Origin of the sequence: Microbacterium aquilitoris (assembly GCF_031932285.1) — a bacterium.
GTDB lineage: Bacteria > Actinomycetota > Actinomycetes > Actinomycetales > Microbacteriaceae > Microbacterium > Microbacterium aquilitoris.
On record NZ_JAUZVT010000002.1, the window covers coordinates 1032388 to 1044212 of the forward strand.

Consider the following 11825-nt stretch of genomic DNA (forward strand, 5'->3'; position numbering starts at 1 on the left):
CTCAGCCGAAGGCCCCGAGCCGCACGAGCGGGACGACCCGCTCCTGATCGGTGAGCGAGCCGTGCTGCCCGATCATGTTCTGCGGCTTCTTGTCGGCCTCCCGGTCGTCGTAGTACGCGACGGCGGACCGGGCGGCGACGAGGACATCGCCGATCCGCGGCAGGACCTCGGGATCGGGCGAGGCGCCGAACAGTCCGGCGGCGACCGCCTCGGCGCGTGACATCACCCAGGCGCGGGGGGACTCGGCATCCCGCCACCGCTCCAGGACCTCGTCCGCGCGTCCGTCCTCCGTATAGAGGTGGAGCATGCGCGGCTCGCCCGCGACGATGGTCACGTTCTCGACGAGCGGGTCGCCGTCACGCAGGAGGGCCTGGCGATGGCGGGGGACGTCGACGATGCCGTGATCGGCGGTCAGGACCGCCGCGGCGTGGGAGCCGATGGCGGCATCCAGATCGCGGGCCGCACCGTCCACTCGCTCGAGAGCCGCGGCCCACTCGTCGCTCTCCCATCCGCGGGCGTGGGCGATGGTGTCCAATTCCGGGACGTACGCGTAGACGAGGGCTCCGGGATGCCGGAGCGCCAGGTCCGCGGCACGTTCCACACGCTCGGCGATCGAGGCCGCACCCACGAACTCGGCCCCCCGCTGCAGGGCGGCGGTGAACCCGGTCCCGGCGTAGCGCGGCTGCGAGACGACGAAGCACGGCCGCCCCGCCTCTGCCTCGCGCTGGAGCAGCGGGACCGAGCGCTGCCAGGTCAACGGGTCGAGTCCGTCCGTCTCCCAGCCCTTGAGCTGGTTGGGCGCGAGATCCGTGCCGGGGATGCGCGCGCGGTAGCCGACCAATCCATGCGTGCCGGGCGCCTCCCCCGTGAGCAGGCTCGCGAGCGCGACCGCCGTGGTCGAGGGGAAGACGGTGCGGGCGGCATCCTTCTTGGTCATCCGCCCGGTGAGGAAGCGCGCGTATCCGGCGCGGGCGGTCAGGTTCGCACGGCCGAGACCGTCGACCAGCAGCACGATCGCCGACCGGGCGGGCGGGAACCACTCGCCCCGCCCCTCGAGAGAGGCCAGGATCTGCGGCACGACACCGGTGAGGCTCCGGGCTGACGGCGGGTCCACGGGTAGGCTGAGAGACACCCGGGTCAGTCTTCCACACGGTGCTCCGCCGCCGTTTCTGGCCCCTCGCAGCATCTCCCGAAGACCGATCGAGGCCATGGCATCGCGCACTCCCCCTCCCCCGCCCGCTGTTGAACGCATCGAGGACGTCGACCTCGCTGACGAGATGCAGGGCTCGTTCCTGGAGTACGCCTACTCGGTCATCTACTCGCGCGCCCTTCCGGATGCCCGCGACGGCCTGAAGCCGGTGCAGCGCCGCATCCTCTTCCAGATGTCCGAGATGGGCCTGCGCCCGGACCGCGGCCACGTGAAGAGTGCGCGTGTCGTCGGTGACGTGATGGGCAAGCTCCACCCGCACGGCGACTCCGCGATCTACGACGCGCTCGTCCGCCTCGCGCAGGACTTCGCCCTTCGCGTGCCCCTGGTGGACGGGCACGGCAACTTCGGTTCGCTCGACGACGGGCCGGCTGCCGCTCGATACACCGAAGCCCGACTCGCGGCATCCGCTCTGGCTCTCACGGAGAACCTCGACGAGGACGTCGTGGACTTCATCCCGAACTACGACGGCCAGTTCCAGCAGCCGGAGGTGCTCTCCGCCGCATTCCCGAACCTGCTCGTCAACGGTGCGACCGGTATCGCCGTCGGCATGGCGACGAACATGGCGCCGCACAACCTCATCGAGGTCGTGTCGGCCGCCATCCACCTGCTCGAGAACCCCGGGGCGACCCTCGAGGAGCTCATGGAGTTCGTGCCGGGACCGGATCTCCCCGGCGGCGGCGTCATCGTGGGCCTCGACGGCATCAAGGAGGCCTACCAGACCGGCCGCGGCACGTTCCGCACCCGCGCGAAGACGTCGATCGAATCGCTCGGCCCGCGCCGCACCGGCATCGTTGTCACAGAGCTCCCCTACATGGTGGGGCCGGAGCGCGTCATGGAGAAGATCCGCGACGCCGTCTCGTCGAAGAAGCTCACCGGCATCTCGGACCTCACCGACCTCACCGACCGCAACAACGGCCTGCGGCTCGTCATCGGGATCAAGACCGGCTTCGACCCGAACGCGGTCCTCGAACAGCTCTACCGGCTCACGCCGCTCGAGGACTCCTTCGGCATCAACAACGTCGCCCTCGTCGGCGGACAGCCGCAGACGCTCGGCCTCAAAGAGCTGTTGCGCGTGTACCTGGATCACCGCATCCAGGTCGTCACCCGCCGCAGCCGTTACCGGCTCGCGCGCAAGCAGGAGCGCCTGCACCTCGTCGAGGGCCTCCTCATCGCGATCCTCGACATCGACGAGGTCATCCAGGTCATCCGCACCTCGGATGACAGCGAGCAGGCCCGTACGCGCCTCATCGACGTGTTCGACCTGTCTCAGCTGCAGGCCGAATACATCCTCGAGCTGCGGCTGCGCCGACTCACGAAGTTCTCGCGCGTCGAACTCGAGGCCGAGCAGAACACGCTGAAGGCCGACATCGCCGCCCTCGAGGAGCTCCTCGGCAGCGAGGTGCTCTTGCGGCGCCAGGTCGCGACCGAATTGGATGCCGCATCCGACGCCTTCGGCACGCCCCGCCGGACGCTCCTCATGAACGGTGGTCCCGTCGCTCCCCGCGGCCGCGCCGCAGCGCCGGCGGACCTTCAGATCGCCGACGCCCCGTGCCGCGTCTATCTCTCGGCGACCGGACGCATGGTGCGCGCAGAGCTCGTGGCCGACGCGCCCGGCGGGGGCGTGGTCCCGCCCGCTCGCCGGTCGAAGCACGACGCGATCCGCTCCTGGGTGAACGGCACGACGCGCGGCGACCTCGGCGCGGTCACGACCCGGGGTCGACTGGTCCGCTTCACGCCCGTCGACCTGCCGTCCGTGCCGGCGAACTCGGTGCAGCTCGCCGCGGGAACCCGCGCGGACCAGTATCTGGGACTCGCCCCGGCCGAGCACGTCGTCGCGATCGTCCCGCTGACGGATGCCGCCCCGATCGCGCTCGGCACGGCGCAGGGCGTCGTCAAGCGCGTCTCGGCGACCGAGCTGCCGCCGGGAAAGCCGGACGTCGAGATCATCTCGCTCAAGCCGGGCGACACCGTCGTCGGTGCTGCCCTCGCCGACGACGCGAGTGAGCTCGTCTTCGTCTCGAGCGACGCGCAGCTCCTGCGGTTCGAGGCCTCGGCGGTCCGCCCTCAGGGTCGGTCGGCCGGCGGGATGGCCGGCATCCGGCTCTCGGACGGCGCCCGCGTCATCGCCTTCACCGCCGTGACCGCAACGGACGAGACCGTCGTGGCGACGGTCGCGGGAGCGAGTGCCGCCTTGCCGGGGACCGATCCGGGGTCGGCGAAGGTCTCGCTGTTCTCCGAGTTCCCCGCCAAGGGTCGGGCGACCGGCGGCGTCCGCGCGCAGCGTTTCCTCCGGTGGGAGGACGCGTTGCTCGTCGCGTGGGTCGGCGACCAACCGCGCGCCGTCGGCATCGACGGCGCGGTCCGATCGCTGCCCGAGACGGGCGCGAAGCGGGATGCCTCCGGCCAGGCGCTCGACGCCGCGGTCGGCGCCATCGGCACGACGGTGACCTGAGCAGGGTTCAGCCTGCGAGCTTCGCCTTCACGTAGGCGACGATCGCGTTCGCGTGTCCGTGCCCGAGCCCGTGCTCGTCCTTGAGGACAGCCACGGTCTCCATGTGCGTCCGGGTGTCCAGGCTGTCGGCGGCGACGTCGAGCCAGTGCTGCACCGGTTGACCGTAGGTCTTCTCGATGCTCGGGAAGTACGAGGCGGGACCCTTGGGCTTCTCCCCCGGGGCGATGACGGGCGCGACGACGCGGTGGGCTTCCATACCCGTCACGCTAGCGCCGCAGGGGTCAGGCGTCGATGCGCTCGCGATCGAGCCGTTCGCTCGAGGTCACGATGAAGTCGCGGCGCGGAGCGACCTCGGACCCCATCAGCAGCTCGAACACCGTCGAAGCGACCTCGGCGTCCTGCACGCGCACGCGTCGCAGTGTGCGCCCGGCCCGGTCCATCGTCGTCGTGGCGAGCTGATCGGCATCCATCTCACCGAGACCCTTGTAGCGCTGGACCGGTTCCTGCCACCGCTTGCCCGACTTCGTCAGCTTCGCCAGGAGGGTGTGCAGCTCCTGCTCGCTGTACGTGTAGATCGTCTCGTTCGGCTTGGTGCCGGGGTTCATGACGACGACGCGGTGCAGCGGCGGGACGGCGGCGTACACGCGGCCCTCCTCGATCAGCGGACGCATGTAGCGGAAGAACAGGGTCAACAGCAGCGTGCGGATGTGCGCCCCGTCGACGTCGGCGTCGCTCATCAAGATGATCTTGCCGTAGCGGGCGGCTTCGAAGTCGAAGGACCGTCCGGACCCCGCGCCGATCACCTGGATGATCGCGGCGCACTCGGCGTTCGACAGCATGTCGCTGACCGAGGCCTTCTGGACGTTGAGGATCTTGCCTCGGATCGGCAGCAGGGCCTGGTACTCGCTGTTGCGGGCGAGCTTCGCGGTGCCGAGCGCGGAGTCGCCCTCGACGATGAACAGTTCGGACTCGGCCACGTCGTTCGTGCGGCAGTCCGCGAGCTTCGTCGGCAGAGACGACGACTCGAGCGCATTCTTGCGTCGCTGGGTCTCTTTGTGCGTGCGCGCAGAGATGCGCGCCTTCATCTCCGAGACGACCTTCTCGAGCAGGAGCGCCGTCTGCGCCTTGTCGTCCCGCTTCGACGATGCGAACTTCGCAGCCAGCTCCTTCGAGACGACGGATGCAACGATGTTGCGGACCGCGGGCGTGCCGAGGATCTCCTTGGTCTGCCCCTCGAACTGCGGCTCGGGCAGACGCACCGTGAGGACGGTCGAAAGCCCCGCGAGGATGTCGTCCTTCTCGATCTTCTCGTTCGCGCCGACCTTGAGCTTGCGCGCGTTCGACTCGATCTGGCCGCGAAGGGTCTTCATGAGCCCCTGTTCGAAGCCCTGCTGGTGCGTGCCGCCCTTGGGGGTCGCGATGATGTTGACGAACGAGCGGGCGACGGTCTCGTATCCGGTGCCCCAGCGCAGCGCGATGTCGACCTCGCACTCGCGTTCCACCTCGGTCGGGACCATGGCCCCCGACGCCTGCAGGACCGGCACCGTCTCGGTGAACGTGCCGGTGCCCGACAGACGCCAGGTGTCGGTGATCGGCGCGTCCGGCGCCAGGAACTCCGCGAACTCGGAGATGCCGCCGTCGTAGCGGAAGCTCGTCTCGATCTCCTCGCCGGTCCGCCGATCGACGATGACGATCTCGAGCCCCGGGACAAGGAACGCCGTCTGCCGCGCACGCTGCTCGAGCTCTCCGAGGTCGAAGGCAGCGTCCTTCGTGAAGATCTGCCGGTCCGCCCAGTACCGGATGCGACTGCCGGTGACGCCGCGGGGCGCCTTGCCGACGACGCGGAGTTCGCTGGACTTCTCGAAGGGACGGAAGGTGGACGAGGGACCGTCTCCGTCGAACGATCCGGGCTCGCCGCGGTGGAACGACATCGCGTACGTCTTGCCGCCGCGGTCGACCTCGACGTCCAGGCGCTCCGACAGGGCGTTGACGACCGACGCTCCGACACCGTGCAGACCGCCCGAGGCGGCGTACGAGCCACCGCCGAACTTGCCGCCGGCGTGCAGCTTCGTGAAGACCACCTCGACACCCGAAAGACCCGTCCGGGGCTCGATGTCGACGGGGATGCCGCGGGCGCGGTCGCGCACCTCGACGCTGCCGTCCGAGTAGAGAAGGATCTCGATCCGGTCGCCGTGCCCGCCGAGGGCCTCGTCGACGGAGTTGTCGATGATCTCCCAGAGGCAGTGCATGAGACCGCGGGAGTCGGTCGAGCCGATGTACATGCCGGGCCGCTTGCGGACCGCTTCGAGCCCTTCCAGGACCTGGAGATGATGGGCGGAATACTCGGCTGTCACGATCTCCCATCGTATTCGCCGCGGCTGACACCGAGCCGACCGACACACACGCCGACGCGAGCTCGTCATGCACAGCGCGCGCATACCGTACGCGCACAGCGAAATGTCATGCAATGGCGGCATACGTGCCACATCCCCGTGGTTGTATGACATGACAGTTCACCCGTCATGAGCAGTACGAGGAGGCACCTGACATGAGCACGTCGACCACCACCGAGCCTGGAGCCGTCCTCGAGCACCGCCTCACGGCGATGGATCGCTGCGATTCCTGCGGCGCCCAGGCCTACATCGCCGCCGAGGTCAACGGCAGCGAGCTCCTCTTCTGCGCCCACCACGGACGCAAGTACGAAGAGAAGCTCCGCGCCGTCGCCACCTCGTGGCACGACGAGACCGCACGCCTGACCGAATCGGTCTGAGCCGCGGCATCCCGAGTACCACGAAGGCCCCCTGCTGAGGCAGGGGGCCTTCGCGTATGCGGAACCGATTCAGAAGCCGACGGCCGCCTGATACACGGGCAGCAGTCCCGTGCGGACGCCGGAGGCCGAGGGCTTGGGCTGGAAGACACTCGAGTTGTGGTTGCCCTCGATCACGACGGGACCGTTCGCCGTGATCGCGATGTCCCAGCCGACGTAGGGCGCTTCCGGGGTCCGCCGGGCGAGCGAGGCGACCAGGTCGAGCACGCGATCGTACTGCGGCACCCGGAACCCGACGATCGGGGTCCCCGTAGCAGGGTGCTCCCGATACACGTTGCTGTTCTTGTCGACGCCCGGGTAGAGCGCGACGCCCTCGTCGTCGAGCATCGTGAACATCCCGCCCGACGCGAAGTTGTCGATGACGTCCCCGTTGCCGATGCGCAGGACGGCGGCCAGCAGGTGCACCCGGTCCTCGCCGTCGAGGAACGTGATGAGCCGGACGGTGTTGACGGCATCCGGATAGAGCGCCGACATCTCGGGGTGCTGGATGATGAACTCGTCGAGGACCGTCTGCCCCTTCGCGGTGACCTCGGCGCGGAACGCGGCGACGTCGACGTCCGGACCCACCTCGTGCAGGTCGATGCCGCCGCCGCCGTGTCCCTCGTTCGGCTTCGCGAGGACGCGCGGGTGGCGCGCGAGGAAAGCCGTCAGCGCGGCATCGTCGACATCACGCAGATCGATCGTCTCGCGACCGAGCAGGTCGGCGTACTCGCGGGCGAACCGGCGCTTGTCCTCGAGCTTCGACCGCCCCTCGGACGTGTTGTACATCTTCGTGATGCGGAACGACTTGGGGTGCGTCATCCACGTCTTCCGCTCCCGCGCGTTCAGCAGACGGATGTCCCACACGGCGTAGTCGCGGAAGGCCATGTCGTAGCGCACCGAGCACCACAGCATGTCGGCGATGATGACGGGCAGCGGGGCCTTGGAGACCTGCTGCACGGTCCGCGCGAACTCGACGAGGTTGCCCGGCCGGAGCTTGCGCGCGCGTCGGATCAGGTACTGCAGGCGAACGCGGATGCGGCGCATGGCGGTCCCTTCGGTTCGGGTCGGTCAGAAACGCATCGCGGCGCGATACCGCGGGAGGAGGCCGCGACGGATGCCGGAGACCGAAGGCTTCGACTGGAACACACCGGAGTTGTGGTTGCCCTCGATGACGACGGGTCCCTCCGGGGTGATCGCGATGTCCCACCCGATGTACGGGAACGCGGGCACGCGCCGCGCCAGGCGGTCCACGAGCTCGAGGACCTCGTCGTAGAGCGGGACCTGGAATCCCGTGATGGGCGTTCCGGTCGCAGGGTGCTCGGCGAAGGGACGACCCTCTTCATCGCTCGCCGCGTGCAGTGCACGGCCGCGCTCGTCGAGCATCGTGTACATGCCGCCGTTGCTGAAGTTGTCGATGACGCCGCCGTTGCCGATCTTCAGCACACCCGCGAGCACGTGTACCTCGCCGTCGGGATCGAGGTACGACACCATCCGCAGGGAGTTGACGCTGCCGGGGTAGAGCTTCCCCATGTCGGGATGCTGCACGAGCACCTGTTCGACGAGGGTCTGACGATCTGCGAGCAGCCGATCCCGGAAGGCGGCCGGGTCGTCGATGTCGACGGAGTCGACCAGCGTGATGCCGTTGCCTCCCACGCCGCCGGGGTTCTTGGCGATGATGCGCGGATGCCGGCTCAGGAAATCGGCGAAGGCCGCGGCATCCGTCTGGTCGAGATCGATCCACTCACGGCCGAGCTCGGGTCCGAACCGCGTCGCGAACTGCAGCTTGTCGTCGAAGATCGCGCGCTGCGCGTCGTCGTTGAGTCGGCGCGACAGGTGGAACGACTTGGGGTCGGTCATGTAGGTCTTGCGCTCGCGCCCCTTCAGGATGCGGAAGTCCCACTCCGAGTAGTTCTCGAAGGTGGTCTCGTAGCGCACCGAGCACCATGCCATGTCAGCGACGACCCACCACAGCGGCGCCTTCGACAGCCGCGCCGACTGCCGTGCGAACTGCAGGACCCGGTCCGTATCGAAATTGACCACGCGTCGCACGAAGAACCGAGCGCGACGGTAGAGCCTGTTCACGGCACCCACGGTCAGGCCTTCGACGGACGGATGATGCCGAGCGGGGTGGACTGGTGTCCCTGTCCGAGCGGGTTGTCCGAAAGGATGCGGACGAGCCGCTGCTCCCCCGCCTTGTCGAGCGTCGACCCGAGGATGTTGCCCCCGATGTCGTTGATGTCGACGACGGCGACGTCGTTCCCCCCGCCGAGCTGCGCCTTCAGACGCCGGGCGACCGTCGCCGGTTCCTTCGGTCCGAGCACGACCGCCTTGTTGTACGGCGGGATCGTGTGCGGCGTGGGCCCGTCGATGGAGCGTGCCTTGTCGCCGGCGATCCGGTAGAAGTCGCCGCGGCGTCCGAACAGCTTGGTCACGGCCGCGACGCCCGCCGCGAAGACGATGCGGGGCGTTCCGCATTCACGGAGTGCCATCTCCATCGTCTCGGGCATGCCGAGGCCGATGCCGTACTTCGTCTTCACGACGTAGCGCGACAGGAACCGCGCGAGCGGCCTGGGCGTGATGTCCTCGACGAGGTACGAGCGCCCCTGCGTGATCGCCACGATCTTCTCGGTCACGAAGAGCAGGTCACCGGGCTGGAGCTCCGGAGCGGCGTAGGTCGCGACGATCTCGTCGATGTCCTCGCCCGGCATGACGACGTGCGTCCGGATGGGGATCCGGGCGTAGGTCGCGCCGTCGACCGCTCGCGTGAGCTCCTTGCCCTCGTTCGCGGCGTCGCTCATTCGAGGTAGTCCCGGAGCGACTGCGACCGCGACGGGTGCCGCAGCTTCGCCATCGTCTTGGACTCGATCTGGCGGATCCGCTCGCGGGTCACGCCGAACGTGTCGCCGATCTGGTCGAGCGTCTTGGGCTGACCGTCGCCGAGACCGAAGCGCATGCGGATCACGCCCGCCTCGCGCTCGCTCAGCGAATCGAGGAGCGACTCGAGCTGACGCTGCAGCATCGTGAAGCCGACGGCGTCCGCAGGAACGACCGCCTCGGTGTCCTCGATGAGGTCGCCGAACTCGCTGTCGCCGTCCTCACCCAGGGGGGTGTGGAGCGAAATGGGCTCGCGGCCGTACTTCTGGACCTCGATGACCTTCTCGGGCGTCATGTCGAGCTCGCGGCTGAGCTCTTCCGGCGTGGGCTCACGGCCCAGATCTTGGAGCATCTGACGCTGCACGCGGGCGAGCTTGTTGATGACCTCGACCATGTGGACCGGGATGCGGATGGTGCGCGCCTGGTCGGCCATCGCACGCGTGATGGCCTGACGGATCCACCACGTGGCGTAGGTCGAGAACTTGAAGCCCTTGGTGTAGTCGAACTTCTCGACGGCGCGGATGAGGCCGAGGTTGCCCTCCTGGATGAGGTCCAGGAACTGCATGCCGCGGCCCGTGTAGCGCTTGGCCAGCGAGACCACGAGACGGAGGTTGGCGCCGAGCAGGTGGCTCTTCGCGCGCTGTCCGTCACGGGCGACCCACTGCAGGTCGAGGCCCAGCTGCGACGACTTCTCCGCCGCCGTCATGTGCGACAGCTTCTCTTCGGCGAACAGACCCGCCTCGATACGCATCGCCAGCTCGACCTCTTCGGCCGCGTTGAGGAGCGGGACCTTACCGATCTGCTTCAGGTAGTCCTTGACCGGGTCGGCCGTCGCGCCGGTGATCTGCGTCGAGTAGACCGGAACCTCGTCGTCGTCCGACGACGAGATGACGATCGCGCCCGTCGGAAGGGGCTCGGTGAACGCCGGCTTGGCGGGCTCGTCCTCGTCGTCGCCGTCCGCCTTGTCGGGATCCTTCTTTGCGTCGTCGTCGGAAGCGTCGTCCGTGGCCTCGGCGTCGAGCTCGACCTCGTCCGCCTCAGCGTCCTCATCGTCCTCATCTGCGGACTTCTTGGCACGGGACTTCGCCGGGGACGCCTTCGTCGCAGCGGGCTTCTTCGCGGGAGCTTTCTTCGCCGGAGCCTTCTTGGCCGGAGCCTTCTTGGCGGGCGCCTCGGTCTCGGCAGGCTCGACGACGTCAGCTTCGTCGACCGCTTCTGCCGCTCGTGTACGGGTGGTCCTCGTGCTCGAAGTCACGTCTCGCCTTTCACCGACGGCATTCCGCCGGGTTTCGGACACTAGTAAGACCCTTGTCAAGTCCCGCGGACACGCACAACGACGTTCCTTCGGACCGGACAACGGGTCATTTCGTCCATTCTCTCATACGTGTCGGATGCATGAAGGACGTACCGGTGTCAACACCGAAAACCGTATGCGCATTCCCCCAACAGAGGGATGAATACGGGCGAGGCGAGCCTGTCAGCCGAGGCCCGGCCGCCGATCGTCGTCACCCGACGGGCGATTCGCGAGGAACCGCTCCAGTTCGGCGGCGAGTTCGTCGGCCGACGGGAGGTCTCCCGTGTGGATGATCGGCTGAGCCTGCGTGGAGCCCGCCATGTAGGCGTCATAGCGCGCCTCGAGGTTGTGGAGCATCGTCGTCAGCTCGTCGCTCGCCGAGACCTGATCGTCGACTTTCTCGAGGTACTCGCGGTTCTCGTCGCGCAGGGTGTCGCTGTCGAAGACGAGTCCCGTCGCGATCGACACGCTGTCGAGTGCGGCGATCGCCGCCGCGGGGAAGTCGGTCTCCGCGAGGTAGTGCGGGATGAGGAGGGCGAAACCCGACACCGAGACACCCGCATCCGACAGGCGGTACTCGAGGAGATGGCCCGCCGTCGAGGGCACCTGCGTGCGCGGCTTCCAGACGGAGTGGGCCTCGGTGAGGTCGGACCTGTTGCCGCTGACCGTCGTTCCGAGGGGTCGCGTGTGCGGGACGGGCATGGGGATCGCGTGGACCCACGTCACAGATCGCACCTGCAGCCCCTCGGCCAACCCGACGACGGTGTCGACGAACGCCTCCCACGCGAAGTCGGGCTCGTAGCCCGACAGGAGGACGAACGGCTGACCGAGCGCGTCGTGAACGAGCGCGAGGTCTAGGCGCGGCGGGCGGTAGTCCGTGAGGTGATCGCCGTCGAAGGTGATCAGCGGGCGCCGAGCCCGGTAGTCGAAGAGCACGTCGGGGTTGAACGTCACGACCGGCTGCGGGTCGTGCTCGGTGTGCAGATGGTCGACGACGCGCGTGACCGCGGACCCGGCATCCGTGAAGCCGGTCAGCGCGACGACCAGGGGCAGGCCCGCCGGAACAGGGGGCGCGGTCGTGATGCGCTCGTAGAGGGGACCAGACAGGGGCATGCTTCCACTGTAGAAGCAGGCTCGAAGGGGTCGGCGCGCGAGCCGTCCCGCTCTGAGCGAACGCCTCTCTCCA

General features: G+C 68.5%; 10 protein-coding genes. 2 read left to right on the forward strand and 8 right to left on the reverse strand.

The annotated features are described in order from the left end of the window. Window position 1: 1 nt before the first annotated feature. A complete protein-coding gene (locus tag Q9S78_RS11830) occupies window positions 2-1114 on the reverse strand; it encodes an alkaline phosphatase family protein (RefSeq protein ID WP_311870709.1) in 1113 nt (370 codons plus the stop codon). A gap of 94 nt (window positions 1115-1208) precedes the next feature. Here Q9S78_RS11830 and Q9S78_RS11835 point away from each other — a divergent pair, with 94 nt between their 5' ends. Further along, window positions 1209-3662, forward strand: a complete 2454-nt coding sequence (locus Q9S78_RS11835) for a DNA gyrase/topoisomerase IV subunit A (RefSeq protein ID WP_311856632.1) — start codon at window positions 1209-1211, stop codon at window positions 3660-3662. Between the two features lie 7 nt (window positions 3663-3669). Here the strand turns inward: Q9S78_RS11835 and Q9S78_RS11840 are convergent, their stop codons facing one another. Together Q9S78_RS11840 and Q9S78_RS11845 are read right to left on the reverse strand one after the other, a co-directional pair. Beyond that, window positions 3670-3918, reverse strand: a complete 249-nt coding sequence (locus tag Q9S78_RS11840; RefSeq protein ID WP_020097345.1) for a DUF4287 domain-containing protein — start codon at window positions 3916-3918, stop codon at window positions 3670-3672. Window positions 3919-3943: 25 nt separating this feature from the next. Continuing rightward, entirely contained in the window at window positions 3944-6016 is a 2073-nt protein-coding gene (locus tag Q9S78_RS11845) for a DNA gyrase/topoisomerase IV subunit B (RefSeq protein ID WP_376716545.1), read from the reverse strand. Window positions 6017-6210: 194 nt separating this feature from the next. On the opposite strand from Q9S78_RS11845, the gene Q9S78_RS11850 reads away from it, so the two are divergent. Further along, window positions 6211-6432 (forward strand): DUF7455 domain-containing protein, encoded by a 222-nt coding sequence (locus tag Q9S78_RS11850; RefSeq protein WP_018186680.1) that lies wholly within the window; start codon window positions 6211-6213, stop codon window positions 6430-6432. A gap of 69 nt (window positions 6433-6501) precedes the next feature. Here the strand turns inward: Q9S78_RS11850 and Q9S78_RS11855 are convergent, their stop codons facing one another. The 5 genes from Q9S78_RS11855 to Q9S78_RS11875 form a co-directional block, all read right to left on the reverse strand. Then, window positions 6502-7515: a sugar-transfer associated ATP-grasp domain-containing protein gene (locus Q9S78_RS11855; protein ID WP_311870346.1), complete on the reverse strand. Its 1014-nt coding sequence runs from the start codon at window positions 7513-7515 to the stop codon at window positions 6502-6504. Between the two features lie 24 nt (window positions 7516-7539). Then, complete coding sequence (locus Q9S78_RS11860; protein WP_311870347.1) at window positions 7540-8553, reverse strand: sugar-transfer associated ATP-grasp domain-containing protein; 1014 nt, start codon at window positions 8551-8553, stop codon at window positions 7540-7542. 11 nt (window positions 8554-8564) lie between these two features. Further along, a complete protein-coding gene (locus tag Q9S78_RS11865) occupies window positions 8565-9269 on the reverse strand; it encodes a coenzyme F420-0:L-glutamate ligase (RefSeq protein ID WP_018186677.1) in 705 nt (234 codons plus the stop codon). Further along, a complete protein-coding gene (locus Q9S78_RS11870) occupies window positions 9266-10600 on the reverse strand; it encodes an RNA polymerase sigma factor (protein ID WP_116229159.1) in 1335 nt (444 codons plus the stop codon). The genes Q9S78_RS11865 and Q9S78_RS11870 overlap by 4 nt, the downstream gene beginning before the upstream one ends. 222 nt (window positions 10601-10822) lie before the next feature. Further along, complete coding sequence (locus tag Q9S78_RS11875; RefSeq protein WP_018186675.1) at window positions 10823-11752, reverse strand: proteasome assembly chaperone family protein; 930 nt, start codon at window positions 11750-11752, stop codon at window positions 10823-10825. Window positions 11753-11825 lie beyond the last annotated feature (73 nt).

What these genes read in the sequence shown, in the direction of transcription:
- Q9S78_RS11840 (WP_020097345.1), bottom strand. Translation starts at nt 3,918, where the DNA reads ATGGAAGCCCACCGCGTCGTCGCGCCCGTCATCGCCCCGGGGGAGAAG.
- Q9S78_RS11855 (WP_311870346.1), bottom strand. Translation starts at nt 7,515, where the DNA reads ATGCGCCGCATCCGCGTTCGCCTGCAGTACCTGATCCGACGCGCGCGC.
- Q9S78_RS11850 (WP_018186680.1), top strand. Translation starts at nt 6,211, where the DNA reads ATGAGCACGTCGACCACCACCGAGCCTGGAGCCGTCCTCGAGCACCGC.
- Q9S78_RS11875 (WP_018186675.1), bottom strand. Translation starts at nt 11,752, where the DNA reads ATGCCCCTGTCTGGTCCCCTCTACGAGCGCATCACGACCGCGCCCCCT.
- Q9S78_RS11865 (WP_018186677.1), bottom strand. Translation starts at nt 9,269, where the DNA reads ATGAGCGACGCCGCGAACGAGGGCAAGGAGCTCACGCGAGCGGTCGAC.
- Q9S78_RS11835 (WP_311856632.1), top strand. Translation starts at nt 1,209, where the DNA reads ATGGCATCGCGCACTCCCCCTCCCCCGCCCGCTGTTGAACGCATCGAG.